This is a genomic window from Liquorilactobacillus sucicola DSM 21376 = JCM 15457 (assembly GCF_000612445.1).
GTDB lineage: Bacteria > Bacillota > Bacilli > Lactobacillales > Lactobacillaceae > Liquorilactobacillus > Liquorilactobacillus sucicola.
Genome location: NZ_BALC01000004.1, coordinates 114,775 through 137,439 on the forward strand (window position 1 = coordinate 114,775; position 22,665 = coordinate 137,439).

Sequence of the window (22,665 nt, forward strand, 5' to 3'; positions counted from 1 at the left end):
CGCAAAATGGTATACTTTAGTGCGGAATTACTGAAGTTAGCACTAAGAATTCCTGTTCTTAAACAATTGCTAGCTGGGTATGAACCTATCAAAAGGACAGCTTTCAGTCGTGAAATCAGACAGATTCTGTTGGGACATGATAGCTTTTTACTGCAAGACCAATACAGATAGCAGCTGCAATTGATTACTATTTAATATTATGTTGGAGGAATTGAAATGGAAAAAGCATGTACAACAATCCTAGTTGGGAAAAAAGCAAGCGTTGATGGATCAACGATGATCGCCCGCAACGATGATACTTTTTTGCCGCTCACCCCGCAGCGTTTTGTTATGCGGCCAGCTACAAAGTCTAAAAAAAGATTGGTGTCCAATCAGAATGGCTTTACCGCAGAACTCCCAGACAGGGGTTTTCGTTACACAGCAACACCGAATGCGGATGTGGAACATGAGGGTGTTTTTGAAGAAAGTTCTATCAATGAAAAAAATGTTGCAATGTCAGCAACTGAAAGTGTTTATGGCAATGAAAAAGCATTAGCTTATGATCCATGGATACCAAACGGCTTGGCAGAGGATTCGCTACAAACGATGGTTGCGCCGTATATTGAATCTGCGCGTGCTGGAGTGAAGTATTTAGGAGGTTTAATTGCACGATATGGTTCGCCTGAAGGCAATGGAGTTCTTTTCTCGGATAAGGATGAAGTCTGGTATATGGAGATTGTTACGGGGCACCATTGGGCTGCCACACGTATTCCTGATGACGCATATGCAGTTGCTGCTAACCAAGTCGCACAACAACAAATTGATTTTAATGATAAGGATAACTATATGTGGTCAGAGGGTATTCAGAAATTTGTTACCGAATATCATCTCAACCCAGATAAGAAGGGCTGGAACTTCAGGCATATCTTTGGGACAGATACGGAAAAAGACCGGCATTATAATACACCACGGGTTTGGTTCGGACAGCGCTATTTGAATCCGAGTATTGAACAAGATCCAATGTCAAGTGACCTGCCTTTTATTCGACATGCAGAGAGTTTGATTGCGGTTTCTGACCTAGAGTATATTCTAAGCTCGCATTACAATGAAACTGAATATGATCCGTTAGGCCATGGGAACAAGGCTGATAAATTGAAATTTAGGCCGATTTCGCTCAATCGGACCCAAAATTCACATGTTTTGCAGATCAGAAATGATGTTTCACGTGAACAAGCAGCACTGATGTGGATCTGTTTTGGGATTCCCTCGTTTACACCATATGTTCCCTTTTATACTAATGCTAACGATACTGATCCGAGCTGGAGCAACACACCGCTTGAATATGATTCAAAGAGTGCGTACTGGATGTATCGGACGCTGTCGATGTTGGTTGAAGCGCACCATGCGGAATTTATCCAAGATGATTTGGATTACATCAAAGAATGCCGTGAATTGCAGTTGCGTTTGCTTAAAGAGGCGGATACTGCAGTTGTAGGCAAAAACAAAGAAGATGCAATGAAATTTTTGACGCAGCAAAATTACAGAATGGCTGCTGCAATGCGGGAAAAAACTACAAAAATAATCGGTCATTTTGTTACAAAGGGTTTGACATTGTCTAAACTAACTTTTAATATGGACAAGAATCTTTGATATGATAAAGACAATTTATTTTTGGAGTTGGTGTGATGAAGATAAAGGTTGAGACCTTTGTAGAAAAGATTGAGAATAGTGACTTTCGAACAGCAGCTTTGGAAACTTTGACCATAAAGAAAGCAGTTAGCATGCAAGTTCTTAATCATCTTTTTGAGCAATTTCGACAATTTTTAGAACAAAACAAATTAGCACGGGTTAGTCAACCACTTCTCTTTGAAGATGAAGAAGTGATTGTTTCGTTGGAAAGTGGAATCATCAATTTACCGTTTGCTAACAGCAATCGTGTTGATAATTTTTTTGAAAATGATGAAGAAACTGCTGTGATCGTGAATTTGATTGTAGAAGCGGCAGATGTCAATGCTTCCGGTTTGAGGATTGACTCTTTTGGAACTGTGGCGGATTATCTTACTGCATTCGAGCAGATTGACCAAGCCTTGGTGCATGGTATCAATGAACAGTTGAATCTGATTGCCGAAAATAGAAAAGGAAAAAGCGAAGATTGAGGCAAAGCAGCAGGATAATCAGCGGTAGCTTTGAAATAACCGGCAAATTATGATAAATAACTAACAGCTATAAAGTCCGCTGTAATACACTGTGAGAGTTGCAGCGTTTATAGAGATATTTTATTGACAAATAATAAAATTAAAATTAGAATTAATGAGAACTTAATAATTAAAGATAATTTAATGAACGTTGAAGAGAAAAGTAATTTTTCCAAACATGTTATAGAGACCCTCGTTAGGTGAAAAAAGGGATGGGCAGGAAAATGAAAATGAGCTTGGAGTTCGATTGTTGGTTGTCAAACTGATAATCCGTGGGTTTACGGTATAACCATCGGCTTTTAATAGCTGTTGAGATCGTCAGTATAAGCTGGTGATGAAAAAAGGTGGTACCGCGAGACTCTCGTCCTTAAAGATGGATGAGGGCCTTTTTTATTCCAAACAAGGTGGGGATTTTGTGATTGAGTTTAAGAATGTTTCAAAGATATATCAGACAAAGTCGGGAAGAGTCCCGGCCGTACAAGATGTTTCTTTGAAAATAAACACAGATGAAGTTTTTGGCATTATCGGTTTCTCTGGAGCAGGTAAAAGCACGTTGGTTAGGATGATGAACGGGCTAGAAACTCCAACAAGCGGCGAATTGTTGATTGATGGTAAAAGTAATGATAATTTATCGAAGAATCAGTTACGTGAACAGCGTCGGAAAATCGGTATGATTTTTCAGCATTTCAACCTGTTATGGTCAAGAACAGTTTTGGAAAACATAATGTTCCCCTTAGAACTTGGTAAGATGAGCAAGGCCGAGCGGGTAGAGAAAGCTAAGCATCTGGCAGAACTCGTAGGATTAAGCGATAGGATCGATGCTTATCCTGCACAGTTGTCTGGGGGACAAAAACAACGAGTGGGAATTGCACGTGCCTTGGCGAATGATCCTGCGATATTGATCTCCGATGAGGCAACGAGTGCGCTAGACCCGCAGACGACGGATGAGGTGCTCGATTTACTTGCAAGTATTAAGCAGAAGCTGAGGCTGACGATCGTTATCATCACCCATGAGATGCATGTTATTCGCCGTTTGGCTGATAAGGTCGCAGTCATGGAAGATGGGCGTGTGATAGAAGAAGGTACTGTAGCAAAAGTCTTTACGCACCCAGAACAGGAATTGACTCGGAAATTTGTGAACGTTGAGACTGATACGGGTCCGAATGAGGATGTCAAACCTGTTATTGGTGAGTTGTTGCAGAAATATCCAGAAGGACAGCTGTTACAATTGAAATTTCACGGTGATCAGGTTAAAATGCCAATCGTGTCAGAGATGCTCCATCAATTTCCAGATCTGCAATTGAGTATTCTTCAAGGATCAGTACGACAGTTGCAGGATTCATCGGGGTCGATCGGCAGCCTCTTCGTTCAACTCGTAGGAAGCGAAGAAGACATTAGGGAAGCACTTAAGTTCCTTAATACTATGAGAGTTGAAACGGAGGTGTATAACCATGAATAATCAGGGCTTAAGCACGTATTTTAAATTCAGTAATGTTAACTGGGGCAATATGTGGGGCGCAACTTGGGAAACTCTTTGGATAACTGTTGTTTCAGTAGTCTTAGTTGCAATCTTTGGTATTTTGCTAGGACTTCTTTTGTATGAAACGACTGGAAGCAATAACTTAATCGTTCGTGGATTGAACGCACTTGTTGCATTATTTGTTAATGTTTTCCGCTCAATTCCTTTTATTATTTTGATTGTACTATTATTGCCTGTGACACAGACTTTGGTAGGTACGCAGATTGGGCCCAAAGCAGCACTGCCTTCGCTTATCTTTTCAGCAGCTCCTTTTTACGCACGGTTGGTTGAATTGGCATTCCACGAAGTTGACGGTGGAGTTATCGAGGCGGCAGAATCAATGGGGGCAAACAAATGGCAGCTCATCTATAAAGTACTGATTCCAGAAAGCATGCCGGCTTTGACTTCAGGTATTACAGTGACAGCTATTTCCTTGATTAGCTACACTGCGATGGCTGGAGCAATTGGAGCAGGTGGATTAGGACAATTAGCTTATACAGATGGTTTCCAAGCTTACAATAATGCAATTACATTTACAGCGACAATTATCATTGTTTTGATTGTTTTTGCTTTTCAATTTTTAGGTGATTTCGCTGTGCGTCATTTAGACAAACGTTAAAAGTATTAATAAAATATAGGAGTGATTTTAGATGAATAAAAAATTAGCAGGGCTATTTGCATTAGCTGCTTCGGCTTTATTATTGGTTGGATGTGGCAAGGCATCTTCATCAGAAAAAAATACAACGATTACGGTTGGGGCTTCGTCAGTTCCACATGCTGAGATTTTAAAGCATGTTCAGCCGCAACTGAAAAAGGAGGGCGTTAATCTTAAAGTAAAAGTTTTCCAAGATTATATTATGCCCAATAAGGCGTTAGCTAACAAGGAATTGGATGCTAACTATTTCCAACACATTCCATTCTTGGATAATTGGAACAAGAAAAATAATGGTAGTTTGGTTTCAGCAGGAGCTGTTCACTTGGAACCAATCGGAGTTTATTCCAAGAAAGTTAAGAATCTGAAGGATCTGAAGGACGGAGCAACTGTTTTGGTCAGCAGCAATGTTGCTGACTATGGTCGAATTTTGACGATTTTCAAAGATGCAGGTCTTATCACATTGAAAAAGGGCACTAAGATTACAACTGCAAACTTTGATGATATCCAAACAAACAAAAAGCATTTGAACTTTAAACACACTTATGAAGCAAAACTGATGACACAGTTTTACAAGAATAATGAAGGCGATGCAGTTGTTATTAATGCTAACTATGCTGTTCAGGCCGGCTTGAATCCTGCTAAGGATACGATCGCACTTGAAAAGTCTTCATCACCGTATGCCAACATTATAGCTGTCAGAAAGGGCGATAAGAACAAGCCTGCTATTAAAAAGCTGATGAAAGCTCTGCAATCTAAATCAACACAGAATTGGATCAAGAATAAGTATAAGGGCGGCGTGTTGCCGGTTAAGTAGACAGGCTAAAACTTTAATAAAGTAAACAAAAACGGTAGTGTGCCGATAGTCGTAGACTCAGAGGCATTAACTGCAAATTATAGATAGCCTGAATTTTGAATATAAGTGATCTTGCAGCTAAAAGGGAAAGCTCAATAGAACACGTTTATATGAAATAAATAAACAATCTAAGATTAGTTCTGGTATTAATTGATGAAAATCAGTTAATATCAGAACTTTTTGTTTTACACTGAAAGTGAAGCTAAGGTCGACCATGGCTCCTGGGACTTCGAGCCCGTATTTTAAAAAGACATCCTTTACTTTCTACGCACAAATATGATTTAAGATTGAGGACCCTTGAGGCCGTGTTTAGGAGCTGGGTTAAAATTTAACTTTTGACCCAGCTCCTGTTTTTTGCTTTTTGAAGTGTATATACTGGTAGTAAAGCAAAAATATAAGATTCTTTGCCAATATCGACCAACATTTGAAAAGAAAAAAATGATATGATGTACTCATAGAACAGATGGTAGAAAGAAATGGGGAATTGTTTTTGACAAATGATCAGTTAGTAATCAATTTGATCATAATGTTAATTGTTTTTTATTTTGCGGCTTTCTTTGTGGCAGCAGAATTTGCGTTAGTTCAAACACGTAAAAGTGCTTTAGAAAGTGCGCTTGATGCAGATCAAGGGAACAAACGTAAATTAAAAACCGCACTTAAGATGGTGCAGGAATTAAATGAATACTTATCAACAACACAGGTCGGAGTGACTCTTTCTGGTATTATCTTGGGCTGGATTGGTGAAGGAACAATTGAATTACTGCTTGTTGATGCTTTGAAAATAACTCCGCTGAGTACTAGTGCATTGCATGCAGTTGGCGCGGTTTTAGGGGTTTTGCTGCTGACTTATTTGGAGGTCGTGCTAACTGAGATTGTTCCTAAAAATCTAAGTATTGATATGCCAATGAAAATGCTAATGTTGGTAGTTACTCCACTGCATTATTTTCATATCCTCTTTTATCCGTTTGTGTGGCTGTTAAATATTTCAGCGATGGGGATCATTAAATTATTTGGCTTGCCACCAGCCAATGAGAGCAACGACGTTTTGACTCAAGCGGAGATCCTGCGTTTATCAAGAAATGCAGTTACAGGTGGTAATTTAGACAAAAACGATTTGCTCTATATGCAGCGGGCATTCGACTTTAATGATAAAGTCGCCAAGGATATTATGGTTGATCGAACAAGCTTAGAAGTAGTCGATATAACTGATTCGGTAAAGACTGTCATCAACTACTATCTTAGAGACGGGTTCAGTCGTTTTCCTGTGGTGGCGAACAATGACAAAGATAAGATTCTAGGTTATGTTTATATTTATGATTTGATTCGTCAGGCAAGGATAGACGATTCTATTTTAGTCAGCAAGTTACTGCGGACGATTATTACGGCTCCAGAAGTAACTCCGATTCAAGGCCTGTTGCAGCAGATGATCAAAAAGCAGACACCAATAGTGGTTATTTTAGACGAATATGGGGGCACAAGCGGAATCGTTACTGATAAAGATATTTATGAAGAGTTATTTGGGGTTGTTAAGGATGAAATAGATGATGTTTCGAGTGAATATATCATCAAAACGGGTGCTAATGTCTACCGCATTTCCGGTAAAACCACACTTTATGATTTTGAGCGTTTCTTCAGAGTCAAAAACCGCAGCTTTGATGAGGCCGAGAGTGTCACGATAGCTGGTTATTTGCTGGAAAATTATAAAGTTAAACGCGGGGATGTGATCACAATCGGACAATTTGATTTAAAGATCACCGAGTTTAATCGAAACTATATTGAGTGGCTTGAAGTAACCAGACACAGTGAAGCCAACGAGAAAGAACAAAATAATAAATAAAAGCAAAACTAAAAACTTAAAAGTGTACAGAACATTTAATGAATTGTATTATTAAGTGATATAAATTAAGAGCTAAATTTGATGGAGGAAGTTGAAAATGGTGGAAAAACGCCAGCTCAAATCTGCGCGGATTGTTGTCAAGGTTGGGACGAGCACATTGACACATACAAATGGTAAATTGAATTTAAAGGCGATCGATCAGTTGTGTTATACACTTAGTGGATTAGTTAATGAGGGCAAGGAAGTCATCCTTGTTTCATCAGGAGCGATTGGAGTAGGGCTGGGATTGCTTGGAATAGACGAGCGTCCTAGCTCGATCCCACAGCAGCAAGCGATAGCTGCGGTAGGACAGACACAATTGATGACTGTTTATCAGCGGCGGTTTGCTGTTTATGGTCAAAAAATCGGACAGATTTTGCTGACACATGATGTAGTTGACTATCCGACAAGCCATCAAAATGTTTTGAATACTTTTGAGAATTTGCTACGGCTTAATATCATCCCAGTTGTGAATGAAAATGATACTGTTGCAGTTGATGAGCTGGATCACCATACAAAATTTGGCGATAATGATCAGTTGTCAGCGATCGTAGCAACAATGACGGATGCAGACTTGCTGATTATGTTATCAGATATTAAGGGTTTCTTTGATAAAAATCCACGTAAATTTAATGATGCGGTTTTGATACCTAGTATTAATCGGATTGACGAAGAGACGTTTGAAAAAGCGGGCGGTCAGGGAACTAAACTTGGAACTGGCGGTATGGTTACCAAGCTAAAAGCAGCTCAAAAGATGCTGCAGGCCAATAAATCGATGATCTTAGCGAGCGGAGAAAATCCATCTATTATCTTTAAGTTGCTACAAGGTGATCCATTGGGAACATTGTTTCAAATACAAAAATAATTATTAGAGGAGTGGAGCCCATGCCATCTAATATAGTTGAACTAGGTAAGCAGGCGCAAAGGGCGGCTTATCAGTTAGGTCAATTGGAGACAGCGCAAAAAAACAGCATATTAAAATCAATGGCGCAAGCACTAAATGAAAAGAGTGCTGAAATCTTAGATGCCAATCAAAAGGATCTGGAGAATACAGAAAAGTTGGCAACTAATTTTGTTGATAGGCTGACTTTAACAAAAGAAAGAATTAAAGCAATCGCTGAAGGCTTGAACCAAGTCGCACAATTACCCGATCCCATTGGTAATGTCGATAAGGCATGGGTCAATGCGGCCGGTCTAAGTATTGCTAAACGACGTGTGCCGTTAGGGGTTATTGGTATTATTTATGAAGCACGTCCTAATGTGACTGTTGATGCGGCGGCGTTGTGTTTTAAGTCTAGCAATGCAGTAATTCTGCGTGGCGGCAAAGAAGCCTTACATTCTAATTTGAAACTAGCAGAAATTCTGCGTGCAGTTTTGAAAGACAATGGTCTCGATGCCAATGCAATTCAGATTATTGAAGACACATCGCATGAAACAGCCGCACGCTTTATGGAATTGACTGGTTATTTAGATGTTTTGATTCCAAGAGGTAGCGCACGTCTTATTAAGGCTGTAGTTAATAAAGCTAAGGTCCCAGTGATTGAGACTGGTGCAGGAAACTGTCATGTTTATGTAGATGCCGATAGTGATAAAAAAATGGCGGCTGATATTGTTGTCAATGCGAAATGTCAGCGGCCGGCCGTATGCAACGCTATGGAAAAATTATTGCTGCATAAAGATGTGGCCGATGAATATCTGCCTTACATTGCTGAAAAACTAAAACCATATCATGTTGAGCTAAGGGGCGATAAAAAAGCCCAGCAAATACTTGGTGCAGCAATAAAACCTGCAACTGAAGAAGATTGGTATACAGAATACAATGACTATATTTTAGCGATTAAAATTGTTGACTCAGTGGATGATGCAATTGAACATATCAATAAATACAATACAAAACATTCTGAAACGATCGTAACGAACAATTATCAGAGAAGTGAACAATTTCTTGATCGCATTGATGCGGCAGCAGTTTACGTCAACGCGTCGACGAGGTTTACGGATGGATTTGAATATGGTTTTGGCGCTGAAATTGGTATTTCAACGCAAAAACTGCATGCACGTGGGCCAATGGGACTTGAGGAGCTGACAACAACTAAGTATGTTGTTCGCGGCCAAGGGCAGATCAGAAAATAGCAGTTTTTGTACATTATTGTAGTAATCTGAGTGCCCTTTATTCTAAAGGATGAGAGAAAAAGCAAGATAATGAATAAAGTGATAGTATTCCGGAAAAGAGTTTATTATAATAATTAAGAAGACATTCTAAATTGGAGGCAGTTATGAGCGAAAAACAGGCAGAAGCATCTTTGAAGTTGTTTGCTTTGAATTCTAATCAGGAATTGGCAGATAAAGTTGCACAGGAACTCGGAGTTTCCTTGAGTAAAGCGTCAGTCAATCATTTTAGTGATGGTGAGATCCAAATCAGCATTAACGAAAGTATTCGTGGGGATGATGTATTTGTCATCCAGTCAATTTCCGATCCAGTCAATGAAAACTTTATGGAATTGATGATTATGATAGATGCTTTACGTCGTTCAAGTGCAGGCACGATAAATCTGGTGATTCCATATTACGGCTATGCGCGTGCAGACAGAAAGGCACGTCCACGTGAACCCATTACCGCCAAATTGATTGCTAATTTTTTGGAACTTGTGGGTGCGGACCGTGTTGTGACGATGGATCTGCATGCTGGTCAACTGCAAGGATTTTTCAATATTCCAGTAGATCATCTGCTTGCAATTTTTGTTCAGGCTGAATATTTTGTTAAGAAAGGTATTACAAATGATGTGGTCATAGTTGCGCCAGACCATAATGGTGTGAAAATTGCACGCAATTTAGCAACGCTTTTGAAGGCTCCGCTTGCAATCGTTGATAAAAGAGAAGGTAGATCAAACCACGGCAATGAGGATCTGACAATCATCGGTGATGTGAAGGGCAGACGCTGCATTGTTTTTGATGATTTGATTGATACTGGGGAAAAAATGATCGATGCCGTTCGTTCATTGAAAAATGCAGGAGCAACTGATGTTTATGCCTGTGCCACGCATCCAATTTTTTCTAAGGGTGCTGTTGAACAATTGCAAAATTCTGCTTATACAGAAATCGTTGTTACTGATACGATTGAGGTTCCTAAGTCAAAGAAAATTGCTAAGCTAAAAGTTTTGTCTGTTGCACCAACCTTTGCGAAGGCTATTGATTTGATTTTCAATAATCGTTCAGTTGATGCATTGTTTAATAAAAAACACACTGTTTAGTTGGATAGAGTGAATTATCTTTCTATGTTAACCATAAAGCAGTTATAAATTTAGAAAAGGATGCCAGTACGTCGAATTTCACGATGTGGGGCATCTTTTTTAGAGCAGAGAATTTGAATTGGGGATGCCGTTTGTTGATAATATAAGATGATTTTATAAGGGAAAGAGGTCATCACAGCATGTTAGATTATCAACAGCAAGAAAAATGGGAGTTTATTCCATCAGCGTGGCAATCACCGATTGATATTGAGACAAAACAAGTCGAACAAAAAAATATTAATCAAACACCATTAGTTTTTTTGACAGATTATGTTTTTGAAAGTGTGATCAGTAAGGGCAATAATTTACAATTTAATGGCAGAGGCAGAATGAAACTGAAAGGAAACGAATTTGAATTTCAGCAGCTGCATTTCCATATTCCTGCTGAACATATCTTAGACGGGAAAGTTTATCCAATGGAATGGCACTTCGTTCATCAAAATAATATCGGACAGCCATTAGTTGTTGCTCTTTTTGTCGAGTTAGGGCAAGACAACTCTATTCTACAGCCTTTTTATGAGAAGGATAACCTGAGAGATGGAGAGAAGCAGGCGTTTGAATATCGTCTGCCGATGAATAAGCTGATTACGGAGAATAAACAAAATGCTTATAATTATTTGGGCTCACTGACAACTCCACCATTGAGTCGGGGGGTCGAATGGTGGGTCTTGCAGCAACCGTTAGTCGTTTCTATAATGCAGCTGAAAGCTTTGCAAGAAAGCTTTAATGGCAACGCGCGCGAAACACAAAGAAAGTCGGGTCGAAAGATCATTCTATATAGGTCAGAATTTTAACTGCTGACATATGTAAGTGTGTGATAATATGGGAATATGAGAAATTGGAACGTTTGGATTTTAAAATGATGAGAGTAGGGAGCGAAGAGCTATATGGAAAGAGATATCACGATGAATGATCTGGCGTCTTTTAGAACAGAGTTGGAGGACACGCCTTCAGCTAAAGTTATTGCACGAGCAGTTCAAAAAAATGGAGTAAACGCTGCAAGCGAAAATTATGTTGCCAAACGAAATCTAAATCGAGTTTTTTCGCTTGATTTGGAGACCGGAAAGGTCACTAACCAAAAAAGAAGTGGACGCTGTTGGCTTTTCGCGACTCTCAATACACTAAGACACGAGTTCGCCAAAAAGTATAACGTGAAGGATTTTCAGTTTTCACAGAATTATAACTCATTTTATGATCGACTTGAAAAGGCAAATAAGTTCTATGAGACAGTGATTGAAACAGCAGAACTGCCGTTTACAGAGCGCCATGTTGAGTATCTTTTTGCTGGTCCCGACAGCGATGGCGGTCAATGGGCTAACGCGGCAGCTTTGATTGCCAAATATGGTGTGGTTCCACAGGCTGTTATGCCGGAGACCTACAATAGTGAAAATACAAATGAGTTCAGTGAAACTTTAACTTTAAAATTACGTAAAGACGGTTTGGCCTTACGCAAGTTAATTAGTAAGGGTGCAACAGAGATAGAAGTAAATAAAGTTAAGAAAGAATATCTCAACCAAGTTTATCGCATGCTGGTTTATGTTTTTGGTGAACCACCAGTTGAATTTGATTTTGAATATCAAGATGATAAAAAAGATTATCATCTTGATCGTAACCTAACACCCCAAAAATTTTATGGAAAATATGTTGCACGTCAGTGGAGTGATTATGTTTGTTTAACGAATGCACCTGATCATGAATTGGATCAGCTTTACGGGCTGGATAGTCAGGATTACATTTTTAACGGGCAAAAGATTGCACTTGTGAACACAGATATTCAGGCTTTAAAGAAGGCAGCAATCGCACAAATGAAAGATGGTGAAACAGTCTGGTTTGGCAATGATGTCTTAAAGGATATGGATCGTAAACAGGGCATTTTGGATACGGAATTTTACAAAAAAGACGATTTGTTCAGTATTGATTTGAAGTTGTCTAAGGCAGATCGGCTGCGAACACATGAAGGCAGCGTTTCGCATGCAATGACACTGACTGGTGTAGATATTGTAGACGGAAATTCAACTAAATGGAAGGTTGAAAACAGTTGGGGCGAGAAAAATGGAGCTAAAGGGTATTTTATCATGAGTGATGCTTGGTTTGATGATTACGTTTATGAAGTGATCGTTAATAAGAGGTATCTGGGAAGCGAGCAAGAAAAAATCTTGACAAAAGAAAAAATTATGTTGGAACCATGGGATTCGCTGGCCTAGTGTCTAAGATTTTTTCAAAAGGTTAATAGTACGCGGTATGCAACTAGCGAGGACTGGGTCAAAAGTAAAATCTTGATCTAGTCCTATTTTTTCTTCTGTAACGAGTTTAGGCCCAACGTTTTCCATCCAACTTCGGATTAGTGTTCAGGCTTGGCTGATTTATGTAAGAGCCACTTTTTCCGCTTGAGGGCGGATCTCTGATAGTTAGATCTATAATTAGTAAATAATGATCAGAGACTGACAATTATGGTTGTATCTCCTGGCTTTTTTCGGATGTTTAAGGGGTGATTTTTCTGATCTTGGTCATAAGATGGTAAAATAACAGGTAGGAAAAGAAAGCTGGGAGGAAATAATATGAGTCTAGGGTTCATTTTAGGCAAAGCTTCGCGGGATCATCAAGAGGAGCTAGTAAGAGAAATTGCAGAATTAAAGAAAAAAGATCCGCGGGGAAACTTTTTCTATCTGGTTCCTAATCATATTAAATTTGCATCAGAAGTCAGAGCTTTAAAAATTTTGCAATCTTTGGAACAGCCAGAAGAACCGCTTTTCGCTCAGACTGATGTCCAAGTTTTTTCTTTCACACGTCTGGCATGGTTTTTTCTTAAAAACACTGCCTTTTATCAGATTCCTCGCTTGTCTCAAGCGGGATTGAATATGATAGTTCAGAATATCCTGCAGCAGCATCAAGATGAACTGACAGTCTTCAAGGGCGAACAGACTCAGATTGGTTTTGTAAGTCAGCTAGTCAGCCAATTATCAGAACTTCGTGCTGGGTGTGTTGCAAGCGATGATTTAGCGACTATTACCGCTTCGTTAGAGAAGGCTGGGGACACTGCAGCTGATTTGCGGGCCAAGGCCCATGATTTACGAATCATTTATCAGGCGTTTGAACAAGCCACTCTAGGAAAATACAACGAAAGTGCTGATCTTTTGGATGAAATGAGCCGTTACTTGGCAAAACAGGATTTGAGTCATTGTTATTTCTTCATTGCAGGTTTTTCACAGTTGACAGCGGGTGAACGACGTCTGGTAGAAACTCTTATTCGATATGCACAGCATGTACGAATTGCATTGGTTTTGGATAAACCTTATAGCAATCAGCAACCAGAACTTCATGACCTTTTTTATCGTTCTGGTAAATTATATTTTGAATTGTATCAAGGGGCAAGAAAGGCCAAAATTCCAGTTTTAGTGGATAAGTACGCATCAAAAATGCGAATTCAAAATGAAAGCTTACTGGCTTTGGAAGACTATTGGATTGAGACAACTAAGATGACACCAATGAAAGCACAGCGAATTTCAGATAAACAAGGTTTGCAAATTATTCAAGCTTCTAACCGTTTTGTTGAAATCCGAGAGGTGGCGACACGGATTAGGCAGCTAATCGCCGCGGGTTATCACTATTGCGATTTTATAATAATGACTCGGCATCTAGATCTTTACCAAAATATCATTCACCCAGTATTTGAACAATTTGATATTCCAACTTTTGTGGATCTGCAAAAGAAAATGAATGATCATCCGTTTGTTGAACTGATAAATGCACTGTTTGCAATCAAAAAACGCTACTATCGTTATGATGATATGATGAGGCTGTTAAAAACAGAACTGCTTATTCCGCAGGTAAACGGCAAGCCTATGGCTATTGAATCATTTAGAAAAGCACTTGATCTAACGGAAAATATGATACTTAAATACGGCTTTGAAGGTAACCGCTGGCTTCAAGATGATGATTGGACCTATTACCGTTTTATGGACACGGATACAGGGATAAAAACCGATGAAGAACGAGATAAAACGCAAAAAGTTAATTTGGTACGGCATTTTGTAAAAGAAAAGATTGCGCCATTTTTCAAAAAACTTGATAATGCCAAAAATGGTCGTGAAGCAGCGACATTATTGTTCAACTTTTTAAACGCACAGCAGGTCCCGCAACGTTTACTTGAATGGCGTGATGTCGAATTGGAGAAAGGCAATATTGAGGCTGCTGCACGTCCTGAGCAAACATGGGATACTTTTTGTCAATTATTGGATGAATATGTTTTGGCACTTGGTGATTTTGATTTTGACAGCGAAAATTTTCTAGAACTTCTGCAAAGTGGTTTTGAAGGTTCTGAGTATAGTCAGGTGCCTTCCACACTTGATCAAGTAATCATTTCAGAATCAGGAATGGTTCAAATGAATGACCGCAAAGTAACATTTATGATCGGTTCAACAGATATGGTGATGCCGGATAATATTACACAAAAAAGTCTTCTGTCAGATGAAGATCGGAAAAAAATGGAGCCTTTTTTGCAGGACGGACAATACTTGGCTGAAACCACCGATCATCAAATGGCAGCTGAGGTATATCTTAATTATCTTGCATTCATGAGTAGCAGTGAGAGGTTGTATCTGTCATATCCGAGCAGTAGTGAGGAGCAAGTGGGCATTAAACCATCTAGGTATCTGGAACACATTCAACAACAGTTTGGTTTGAAAGTCAAAAGGGTTGCTACAGAACCATTGCTTGCAGACACTCCGCATCAAATAACAAGCCATTTTATAGGTACTAAGCGAACGACGCTGACTCAGCTTCTGAATATTAGTAGGCAGGCACATGCCGCGAAAAATACGCTGCCGGTTTTTTGGCATTACATATACAGATTGCTGCAGCGAGATGCTCAGTTCAGGCCACTCACGCAAAAACTGTTTGCGAGTCTCGTGTATAAAAACATTCCAGAAAGGCTGCAACCGGAAATTATAGAGCAATTGTATGGAAAAACGATCAGTACTTCGGTTTCGAAGATGGAAGAATTTTATGCAAATCAATATGCCTACTTTTTGAAATATGGATTACGGCTACAAGAGCGCGATGTTTTTGAATTATCAGCCGCTAATACGGGCGAGTTTTTTCATCTGGCACTTGATTCGCTGATGAAGGCGATTGCTCAGACTGGAAAAACAATCGCAGAGACCTCGCGGAACGAACTTAATCAACTGTTGCACAAAATTTTGCTGCAAATCAGAGAATTACCGCAGTTTCAGATTTTAAGCAGCTCCAATAGAATGGACTATCTCAGTAGACAGTTGCTTGCAACTGTCCAGCAGATTGGGTGGTCGATCCACCAACAGTCACAGCGTACAGGAATGCGTCCATTGAAGACTGAAGTTTTGTTTGGACATGTCGGTGCGCAAGACGGTTTACGACCATTGACATTTGAATTACCGCATGGGAAAAAAGTCAATGTCCGCGGAAAAATCGATCGGATTGACCATATGCATGCGGCAGGTAAAAATTACTTAGGAATAGTCGACTACAAATCAAGTGAGCACGTCTTTGATTTCAGAGACGCTTACTATGGCCTTGCTCTTCAAATGCTGACATATTTAAACGCGGTGATGAAAAATTTAGATCTGCTTGCAGCGGGCACCGTTCAGGATAATGTGCAACCGGCGGGGGCACTGTATATGCATTTGTACAATCCTAAGCTTAAGCTCAAAGAAGCAGTTAAGAAACCGCTCGATGAAGTGTTGCTGAAGAAAAACAAGTATGATGGACTTTTGGTTGCTGATCCGCTAATGCTTGAGGAATTGGATCAAGAGTTGAATGAGAAAGGAAACGGTGAATCGACAGTCTATCCTTTCAGACGCAACAAGGATGGTTCGTTTAAGTCTAGAAAGCATCAACTGGTTACTTATGAGGAGTTGCTGCTCCTTTTGGAACACAATGAAGAATTAATCAGACAAGCTGCAAATCAGATTTTTGCGGGAGAGAATGCTTTGAACCCAGTGCTTTGGCCAAATGGGCGTTCAGCGCTGCAATATTCACCCTTTAAGCCAATTTTTCAATTTGATGCACTACTACCGGAAAATAATTATCATCGTTTAGAACCAATGACGCCGTTAGAAATTTTGACGACTCTAAAAGAGCAGAGAGGAGCTGAAATAAGTGACAAATAAGATTAAGTATACCCCAGCTCAAAAAAAGGCAATCACCGAAACAGGTAAAAATATTTTAGTTTCAGCATCTGCTGGTTCAGGGAAAACAAGGGTATTAGTTGAGCGGGTAATTGAGCATCTGCACCGTGGAATCGGTGTTGATGAACTTTTAGTCGTGACCTTCACGGAAGCTGCAGCGAAGGAAATGCATGAACGTATCCAAACGACCTTACGTGCTGAAATCAATCACGGAGATCCCGCACAAAAGAAATGGTATGTGGAACAGCTTACTAAGCTCGGAACAGCGAATATAAGTACACTACATGCTTTCTGCTTAAGGGTTATCGAGCAGTATTATTATGTTATCAAACTTGACCCTTTGTTCCGCTTGTTGACAGATGAAACAGAACGTGAGTTACTGCTTGAAGATGTTTGGTCTGATTTACGCGAACGCCTTTACGGTGAAGATGATGTGCTTTTTGAACAACTGACGCAGAATTTTTCCAATGACCGCAGTGATGATGGATTAACAGATTTAGTACTCAGAACTTTTGACTTTGCTAATGCGAAAGCTGATCCGAAGGCATGGTTAGAACATCTAGCAGACGAGTATATGGTTCAAAACAATGATCTGAGCACAAGCAGAGTTTACCTTGAAAAAGTTAGGCCACTAGCTGCTGCACGGTTGAGGCAAGCAAATAATGAATTGAAAATGGCGCAAAGGATTTCCGAAGATGAGGGATTTGAAAAATTTACTGCTGAATTACGGAAAGATCAAACAAATATTCAGGTGATACTAGATGCATTGGATCAAAAGGAAAAATGGAATACAGTCAAAGAACTGATACAATCATTTAAATTGCAACGTGCTCCACGACTTAGTCAGTTGGAAGACGAGCAAAAGCAAGCAAAAGAAGAAATCATGCATTTGCGTGAACTAGCTAAAAAAGCTATCGCGGAACTTGCAGAGCGTTACTTTCCTTTGGGCGAGGCAGAAACAATGTCGGCCTTGAACCATGCGGAAGCTTTAATCCAAAAATTGAGTCAAGTTGTGACTGAGTTTATGGATGAATTTACCGCAGAGAAAAGGCGACGGCATATTTTAGATTTTAATGATCTTGAACACTTGACATTAGCGATTCTAACGCAAGATACAGTTGAGTCGAAACAAGTTTTGCATAGTCTGCAGAACAGGTATCATGAGATATTGATTGATGAGTACCAAGATACTAATCAGTTGCAGGAGACAATTTTAACAACGATTGCTCAAAAAGATCCTGGGAACATGTTTATGGTGGGAGATGTTAAACAGTCGATTTATGGATTCAGACTGGCAGATCCAACGCTGTTTTTGAAGAAGTACCACGCATACGCTGCTGGAAATAATACTCAAGGACAGCGTATCATTTTGGCTGAAAACTTCCGTTCGATGAGTAGTGTGACGGATTTTACAAATTTGGTTTTTACGCAGCTGATGGATACAGAAGTTGGTGAGATGAACTATGATCAAAATGCCAAACTGATTTTTGGGGCTAAGTACTACCCTGAAGTAACACATAGGACAGAGATCTTGCTGTATGAAACAGAAGAAAAAGAAAAAACATCCAAAGAAGATGAAAAAGAGCCTTTTGATGAAAGTTTCACAGTGGATAGTGCGGCCCAAGGACAAGTTATCATGACGGGGCAGCGTATTAAGCAATTGATTGAACAAAAGACAGTTGTTTTTGATAGAAAAAATAGTGTTGAGCGAGAATTGCAATATCGCGATATTGTTCTCTTGGTTCCAACGCGCAGTAATAACTTGCTTATTACAGAAGAATTCAGGAAATTGGGGATTCCAGTTTTTGTAAATGACGCGCAGAACTACTTTCAAACGATCGAGATTCAGATTATGCAGTCTTTTCTGAAAATAATCGATAATCCCTATCAGGATATTCCGCTGGTCAGTGTGCTTCGCTCACCGTTAGTTGGGTTAAAGGAAAATCAATTAGCTTTTTTGCGGATCAATGATCGGACAGGAGATTATTATCAAGCGGTTTTGAAGTTTTATCAGAATTTTATGCCACAGAAGGCAAGTAATTTCGCGTTGGATTTGTATGAAAAAATTGCTAAGTTTTTAGATCAATTAGAACGTTTCAGAACGCTTGCACGGCAAAATGAATTGGCGGCGCTTATTTGGCAGATATATGACGAGACTGGTTTTTTGGACTATGTGGGCGGGATGCCAGGTGGAGCGCAAAGGCAGGCGAATCTGCATGCTTTATATGAACGTGCTAGTGCCTATGAGAAAACCAGTTTTAAGGGTCTTTTTCAATTTTTGCGTTTTGTTGACAAAATGCAGCAGAAAAAACGTGACCTGACAGAGGCAAATGCACAGACAAATGAAGATGCTGTTCAAGTAATGACAATACATGGTAGTAAAGGGTTAGAGTTTCCTCTAGTATTTTTAATGGATGCAACTCATCGTTTCAATGAGCGTTCCTTGATCAAGGATTATATTCTGGACGAGCAAGAGGGCGTTGGAATCACATGGATGAATCCGCAAACGCGAGTCAAGATAGACACGCTGCCCAAGCTTGTTGCGCGGGATAATGGACAGAAAAAAATGGCAGCTGAGCAGATGAGACTCCTATATGTAGCGTTAACGAGAGCTGAACAACGGTTGTACATTGTTGGTGCCTGCACTGATCAGCAGACGGTTATCGAAAAGTGGAAGCGGGCGTTTCAAAGCAAGGGAACTGTTTTGAATAGCCGATTACGGCAAGAAACTAAGGATTTTATGGATTGGATAGGAATGTGTCTTGTGCGACGGCAAGATTCCAGTGCTGAACTTGGAATTGACAAAACCCAGTCGCTGCCATTACTTGAAGAAAATTCAGCCGATTTTAGCATTTCTTTCTATAATAAAAAGAAGCTTGAAGAGACAGTACAGACTTTCCAAGAAGACAATGAAGACTGGTTTAAAAAACTAGCGAAGGAACCGGAGATTGAGGATGCCGTAACTGAAGAGGAAGTAAAAAAATCACAGCATATTTTGGAATATCAATATCCAGCGCTTCAATTGACGAAAACGACAGCTTATCAGGCCGTTTCAGAGATTAAACGTTTATTTAATGATCCTGATCAAGAAAGAATGGAATTTCTAGAACCTGATTTTGAGGTAAAAGCAAAAATTAGAGCTAAACGTTATGTTAAAAATGAAATCACATTACCGAACTTTATTGAACGCAAACAAAAAATAACCAGTGCACAGGTTGGGACAGCTACACATCTGGTACTCCAAGAATTGCCGCTCACAGAATCGCCAACAGTGGATAGTTTGCAAGCATTAGTGGATTCATTGACAGCCAAAAAACTATTGACACCAGAATTAGCTGCAGCAGTTGACCAGACCAAAATTCTGAAATTCTTTAAGAGTGATCTAGGAAGCAAACTCTTGCAGGAACCAGAACACGTCAAACGTGAGGTACCTTTTTCATTATTACTGCCTGCTAAAAGGCTGTTTACGGATATTGGAGATAAAACTCAAGATGTTCTTATTCATGGAATCATAGATGGCTATCTGGTTAACAGCGACAAAGTAGAGTTATTTGATTATAAAACAGATTATTTGCTGCCAGGCGATGAGCGGGCAAAGCAAAAAATAATCGAACGTTATAAAGGACAACTGAATTTATACGCCATAGCCCTAGGGAATATTTTGGGACGAGAAGTTACACATAAGTATGTCTATCTTTTAGAGACCAGTGAACAAATCGAAGTATAGATATATTTGTCCAGAACCGCGATAAGGCTGGTATCGAAAAGGCAATCGAGCAGATTTTTTAAGACAGAAAACAAAAGTTTGTAGTATTCTAATATAAAAGGGGTGGGGAATGATGTTTCCAGAACGTTTAAAAGCTTTGCGCAAAGGGCGCGATTTGACTTTGGCAGAACTAGCAGAGGAATTGAACAAAATGAACGGTGATAATCTGACTGACCGTCCCAATTCGGGCCCTCAGATCGGGAGCTGGGAAAGAGGGATCAATACCCCTTCTTATCTTGAAGTGTTGAAGTTGGCACGCTTTTTCGGTGTTACGCTTGATTTTTTAGTAGGAAATAGTTACAGTGTCCGAGATTTATCGGATCTTTTTGCAATGAATACAGAGTTGTCAATGGAAGGACATATTTTAAATGGACAAGAGCGCGAAGTAATTTATGGTTTGATTAAAAGTTATCTGCGAGGAAAATATCCATTGGAAGTACCTGATAGTGAGGATAATAACGACAGTGAAGTAACTCTCCCTCTTCATTAAGCCAAGCATAGATAATTAGCAACAATCAATGTTGTGCAATTATTTTAATAATTTTAGATTGATTATCAATCTGTGGGTGGCGTAAGTTCACAACATCTATAAAAATATGCATTTGTAATAATTGCGAAAGAGGGAACAAATATTTCCGAGCACCATACGATTAAGTTGTTTTATCTGTATGACGGCTATGGTAGAATAAAATGAATTAATAAAAGCGTAATGAGAGGAGCTTTTTGTTGAGTATCATTTCAAAGTTATATGGGCCTTTTTTTGATGTTGAAAATTGGAAAAGTGTGATCGAATCTGGCAGTGATTGGATGATTATCCTTTCTCTGGTCTTGATTGAATGTTTGCTTTCGGTGGATAATGCGATTGTGTTAGCAGCACAGACACAGACACTTCCCACTAAAAAAGAACAAGAAAAATCATTGTTTTATGGACTGTGGGGGGCTTATCTTTTTCGCTTCTTGATTATTGGTCTAGGAACCTATTTAATTAATTTTTGGGAAATCAAGGTTCTGGGGGCTGGTTATCTGATGTACTTATCTGTTAACCATTTTTATCGTATTGCTCATCCAGCACCCGTAAAAAAGGGCAAAAATAAGAAAAGGCTGCTACCACTGTTCTGGTCAGTTGTTATCTCTATTGAAATGATGGATATTGTTTTTTCGATAGACTCAGTGCTAGCATCTTTGGCGATTTCAAGCAATCCGGTAATTGTCCTGATAGGTGGGATGATTGGAATCTTATGCATGCGTGGAATTGCAGAATTTATTATTAGATTGATGGAACTTGTTCCAGAGTTAGAGGTCATGGCCTATGGATTGATCGCCTTAATTGCGGTCAAGCTTTTCCTATCAATTCCAGCTATTGATATCGAAATTCCAGCGGCTGTTTTTGCGATTATTGTTTTTCTGTCAATTTTGACAACGATTATTGTGCATCGAATCCGGCGTTAAGCATCATTAATATTGAAAAATGATAAGGTGGTCTGACGTATATGTATAAAATGGTAACTTGTGATTTAGACGAGACGCTTCTAAGTGATGATAAAGGAATTACTGCAGAAAATATCCAAGCTATTCAAGCAGCGGCTGCTAAAGGTGTCCATTTTGTGCCTAACACAGGGCGCAACTATCTGACCGTTCAGGACAATCTGCGTGAACTTGGATTGTTCCAAAAGAAAAATGAATACGTTATCTCTTTTAATGGAGGAGCGATAGTTGAAAATAAAAACAATCGCTTTTTAAGGGTCAACACTATGAAGTTTGAAACAATTCGACAGTTATTCAAGCTTGGAGTGGCACATAATTTTTGTGTTCACGTTTATTCATTGCACGAGTTGTATATTTGGAACATGAATCAAAGTGAGGTTGATTATCTGACGGGGAGGATCAATGGTTGGATAGATTTGAAAGAGGACGAGATCGATAAGTTACAAGATAAGGAGTTAGTCAAAATACTTTTCTATGTCCCGGCAGCTGAGGAGAGGCTTGAACTCAGAAAGTTCGTGGAACAGAATATAAGTCAAGATTTGAATATCACTTTTTCTTCAGATAGATATATTGAATTTAATGATCCGTCTGCTGATAAGGGAAGTGCAACATTACAGTTAGGGCAGCAGTTGGGGATAAGACCAGCGGAAATTATTGCTATCGGTGACAATAGCAACGATTTGCCAATGATAGAGAAAGTCGGTATGGGTGTTTGTGTCAGCAATGGCAAGGATTTTGTCAAAAAAAAGGCTGCTTACATCACCAGAAAAGATAATAATCATAGCGCAGTTGCCGAGGTTATTGAGAAATTTATTTTGTGATAACCAGTTACTATATAAGTGAAGTTAGAAGCTAAGCAGTGACTAATATTCTATGAAAGGAT

Annotated in this window: 17 protein-coding genes and 1 other annotated feature; all 17 genes read left to right on the forward strand. The window is 39.4% G+C overall.

What is annotated here, in order from left to right; all coding sequences use genetic code 11:
• Positions 1–6 precede the first annotated feature (6 nt).
• Positions 7–171, forward strand: a complete 165-nt coding sequence (locus tag JCM15457_RS12170) for a hypothetical protein (protein WP_161633668.1) — start codon at positions 7–9, stop codon at positions 169–171.
• A gap of 45 nt (positions 172–216) precedes the next feature.
• Positions 217–1,629, forward strand: a complete 1,413-nt coding sequence (locus tag JCM15457_RS07735; RefSeq protein WP_034988993.1) for a C69 family dipeptidase — start codon at positions 217–219, stop codon at positions 1,627–1,629.
• A gap of 35 nt (positions 1,630–1,664) precedes the next feature.
• The gene (locus JCM15457_RS07740; RefSeq protein WP_051993358.1) at positions 1,665–2,135 is read left to right on the forward strand and encodes a hypothetical protein; all 471 of its coding nucleotides are present in this window, start codon (positions 1,665–1,667) and stop codon (positions 2,133–2,135) included.
• 181 nt (positions 2,136–2,316) lie between these two features.
• Positions 2,317–2,546, forward strand: a binding site (T-box leader).
• A gap of 43 nt (positions 2,547–2,589) precedes the next feature.
• Positions 2,590–3,633 (forward strand): methionine ABC transporter ATP-binding protein, encoded by a 1,044-nt coding sequence (locus JCM15457_RS07745; protein WP_034989238.1) that lies wholly within the window; start codon positions 2,590–2,592, stop codon positions 3,631–3,633.
• Positions 3,626–4,312 (forward strand): methionine ABC transporter permease, encoded by a 687-nt coding sequence (locus tag JCM15457_RS07750; RefSeq protein ID WP_034988995.1) that lies wholly within the window; start codon positions 3,626–3,628, stop codon positions 4,310–4,312. The genes JCM15457_RS07745 and JCM15457_RS07750 overlap by 8 nt, the downstream gene beginning before the upstream one ends.
• A gap of 31 nt (positions 4,313–4,343) precedes the next feature.
• Entirely contained in the window at positions 4,344–5,162 is an 819-nt protein-coding gene (locus JCM15457_RS07755) for a MetQ/NlpA family ABC transporter substrate-binding protein (protein WP_034988996.1), read from the forward strand.
• 529 nt (positions 5,163–5,691) lie between these two features.
• A complete protein-coding gene (locus JCM15457_RS07760) occupies positions 5,692–7,038 on the forward strand; it encodes a hemolysin family protein (RefSeq protein ID WP_034988998.1) in 1,347 nt (448 codons plus the stop codon).
• A gap of 97 nt (positions 7,039–7,135) precedes the next feature.
• The gene (proB, locus tag JCM15457_RS07765; protein WP_034988999.1) at positions 7,136–7,942 is read left to right on the forward strand and encodes a glutamate 5-kinase; all 807 of its coding nucleotides are present in this window, start codon (positions 7,136–7,138) and stop codon (positions 7,940–7,942) included.
• 20 nt (positions 7,943–7,962) lie between these two features.
• Positions 7,963–9,210 carry a glutamate-5-semialdehyde dehydrogenase gene (locus JCM15457_RS07770; RefSeq protein ID WP_034989001.1) on the forward strand — a complete coding sequence of 416 codons (1,248 nt, stop codon included), beginning with the start codon at positions 7,963–7,965 and terminating at the stop codon, positions 9,208–9,210.
• Positions 9,211–9,353: 143 nt separating this feature from the next.
• A complete protein-coding gene (locus JCM15457_RS07775) occupies positions 9,354–10,328 on the forward strand; it encodes a ribose-phosphate diphosphokinase (protein WP_034989003.1) in 975 nt (324 codons plus the stop codon).
• 179 nt (positions 10,329–10,507) lie between these two features.
• Positions 10,508–11,161, forward strand: coding sequence for a carbonic anhydrase family protein (locus JCM15457_RS07780; protein WP_034989005.1), 654 nt, complete (start codon positions 10,508–10,510; stop codon positions 11,159–11,161).
• A 93-nt stretch (positions 11,162–11,254) separates the two neighbouring features.
• Complete coding sequence (locus JCM15457_RS07785) at positions 11,255–12,571, forward strand: C1 family peptidase (protein WP_034989006.1); 1,317 nt, start codon at positions 11,255–11,257, stop codon at positions 12,569–12,571.
• 354 nt (positions 12,572–12,925) lie between these two features.
• Positions 12,926–16,513: a PD-(D/E)XK nuclease family protein gene (locus JCM15457_RS07790; RefSeq protein WP_034989007.1), complete on the forward strand. Its 3,588-nt coding sequence runs from the start codon at positions 12,926–12,928 to the stop codon at positions 16,511–16,513.
• Complete coding sequence (addA, locus tag JCM15457_RS07795) at positions 16,503–20,258, forward strand: helicase-exonuclease AddAB subunit AddA (RefSeq protein ID WP_034989008.1); 3,756 nt, start codon at positions 16,503–16,505, stop codon at positions 20,256–20,258. The genes JCM15457_RS07790 and addA overlap by 11 nt, the downstream gene beginning before the upstream one ends.
• Positions 20,259–20,367: 109 nt before the next feature.
• Positions 20,368–20,787 (forward strand): helix-turn-helix domain-containing protein, encoded by a 420-nt coding sequence (locus JCM15457_RS07800; RefSeq protein ID WP_235725629.1) that lies wholly within the window; start codon positions 20,368–20,370, stop codon positions 20,785–20,787.
• Between the two features lie 236 nt (positions 20,788–21,023).
• Positions 21,024–21,746 carry a TerC family protein gene (locus JCM15457_RS07805; protein WP_034989239.1) on the forward strand — a complete coding sequence of 241 codons (723 nt, stop codon included), beginning with the start codon at positions 21,024–21,026 and terminating at the stop codon, positions 21,744–21,746.
• A 41-nt stretch (positions 21,747–21,787) separates the two neighbouring features.
• On the forward strand, positions 21,788–22,603 hold the full coding sequence (locus tag JCM15457_RS07810; RefSeq protein WP_034989010.1) for a Cof-type HAD-IIB family hydrolase: 816 nt from the start codon (positions 21,788–21,790) through the stop codon (positions 22,601–22,603).
• Positions 22,604–22,665: the final 62 nt, after the last annotated feature.

Excerpts from the sequence above, each read along its gene's own strand:
- JCM15457_RS12170 (WP_161633668.1), top strand. The coding sequence starts at position 7 with ATGGTATACTTTAGTGCGGAATTACTGAAGTTAGCACTAAGAATTCCT.
- JCM15457_RS07735 (WP_034988993.1), top strand. The coding sequence starts at position 217 with ATGGAAAAAGCATGTACAACAATCCTAGTTGGGAAAAAAGCAAGCGTT.
- JCM15457_RS07740 (WP_051993358.1), top strand. The coding sequence starts at position 1,665 with ATGAAGATAAAGGTTGAGACCTTTGTAGAAAAGATTGAGAATAGTGAC.
- JCM15457_RS07750 (WP_034988995.1), top strand. The coding sequence starts at position 3,626 with ATGAATAATCAGGGCTTAAGCACGTATTTTAAATTCAGTAATGTTAAC.
- JCM15457_RS07755 (WP_034988996.1), top strand. The coding sequence starts at position 4,344 with ATGAATAAAAAATTAGCAGGGCTATTTGCATTAGCTGCTTCGGCTTTA.
- proB (WP_034988999.1), top strand. The coding sequence starts at position 7,136 with ATGGTGGAAAAACGCCAGCTCAAATCTGCGCGGATTGTTGTCAAGGTT.
- JCM15457_RS07770 (WP_034989001.1), top strand. The coding sequence starts at position 7,963 with ATGCCATCTAATATAGTTGAACTAGGTAAGCAGGCGCAAAGGGCGGCT.
- JCM15457_RS07775 (WP_034989003.1), top strand. The coding sequence starts at position 9,354 with ATGAGCGAAAAACAGGCAGAAGCATCTTTGAAGTTGTTTGCTTTGAAT.
- JCM15457_RS07780 (WP_034989005.1), top strand. The coding sequence starts at position 10,508 with ATGTTAGATTATCAACAGCAAGAAAAATGGGAGTTTATTCCATCAGCG.
- JCM15457_RS07785 (WP_034989006.1), top strand. The coding sequence starts at position 11,255 with ATGGAAAGAGATATCACGATGAATGATCTGGCGTCTTTTAGAACAGAG.
- JCM15457_RS07790 (WP_034989007.1), top strand. The coding sequence starts at position 12,926 with ATGAGTCTAGGGTTCATTTTAGGCAAAGCTTCGCGGGATCATCAAGAG.
- JCM15457_RS07800 (WP_235725629.1), top strand. The coding sequence starts at position 20,368 with ATGATGTTTCCAGAACGTTTAAAAGCTTTGCGCAAAGGGCGCGATTTG.
- JCM15457_RS07810 (WP_034989010.1), top strand. The coding sequence starts at position 21,788 with ATGTATAAAATGGTAACTTGTGATTTAGACGAGACGCTTCTAAGTGAT.